Source organism: Acinetobacter sp. USHLN143 (assembly GCF_037145695.1).
Lineage (GTDB): Bacteria > Pseudomonadota > Gammaproteobacteria > Pseudomonadales > Moraxellaceae > Acinetobacter > Acinetobacter fasciculus.
The window spans coordinates 1-1,087 of record NZ_JBBCWZ010000169.1 but is presented as its reverse complement, the minus strand read 5'-3'; the positions used below and the strand labels follow the sequence as shown (position 1 = coordinate 1,087).

The following is a 1,087-nucleotide window of genomic DNA, read 5'->3' as shown; positions in this document are numbered from 1 at the left end:
ATCTCATCTTAAACAAATATCTAAAGTGGAACAAGTCACATGCAAAATGTTTTACACTGATTATGCTTGCATTAATTGTAAAACAGACATGTAATCTTTCTTCTGCATCTAAAGCCTTACCCATCAAGTGCTTACCACAATCATTTTATCGACGTATACAACGCTTCTTTGCAGGTCAGTATTTCGATTATCGTCAAATTTCTCAGTTAATTTTCAATATATTTTCATTTGATAAAGTCCAATTAACTTTGGATAGAACTAATTGGAAATGGGGAAAACGAGATATCAATATCTTGATGTTAGCCATCGTCTATCGTGGAATAGCGATACCTATTGTTTGGACATTGCTCAATAAACGTGGAAATTCAGATACAAAAGAGCGTATTGCTTTGATTCAACGCTTTATCTCCATTTTTGGTAAAGATCGTATTGTGAATGTGTTTGCAGACAGAGAATTTATCGGTGAGAAATGGTTTACATGGTTAATTGAAAATGACATTAACTTCTGTATACGTGTTAAAAAAACTTTATTGTGACCAATCACTTAGCCAAGAATCATAAAATTAGTGATTTATTTCGTCATCTTCAAGTTGGTCAAACTGAATGTCGTAAACGACGTATTTGGGTTGGTCGAGTGAAACTGTATATTAGTGCGCTACGATTAGAAGATGGAGAACTTTTACTTGTTGTTTCTCCTATGTTTAATGCTTCTGCTATTCGTGATTATGCATTACGCTGGGAAATCGAAACGTTATTTAGTTGTCTCAAAGGACGTGGATTCAATCTTGAAAATACTCGTTTAACAGACCCTAGACGAGTCAAAAAATTGATAGCAGTGCTAGCTATCGGTTTCTGTTGGTGCTATTTAACAGGTGAATGGCAACATGATCGGAAAAAAGCGATAAAAATAAAGAAGCATGGACGACTTTCAGTAAGTTTATTTCGCTACGGTTTGGACTATGTTCAAATGGCTATTCTACGTTTGATTGGTTTTGGAAAAAAAGAAGAATTTAAGAAAGTGCTAGCAATTTTAAGAAAGAAAAAGCCTGATAGGACAAGGGTCCTATGAAATTTGTCGTGTACAGAG

1 protein-coding gene is annotated in these 1,087 nt (G+C 34.5%); it reads left to right on the top strand.

Annotated features, from left to right (window positions below; genetic code table 11):
• A protein-coding gene (locus tag WFH18_RS17465; protein WP_336755370.1) for an IS4-like element ISAba33 family transposase occupies positions 1–1,069 on the top strand; the annotation gives its coding sequence in 2 pieces (ribosomal slippage) (positions 1–519 and positions 519–1,069; 1,070 coding nt annotated over the 2 pieces). This gene is flagged as partial in the annotation.
• Positions 1,070–1,087 lie beyond the last annotated feature (18 nt).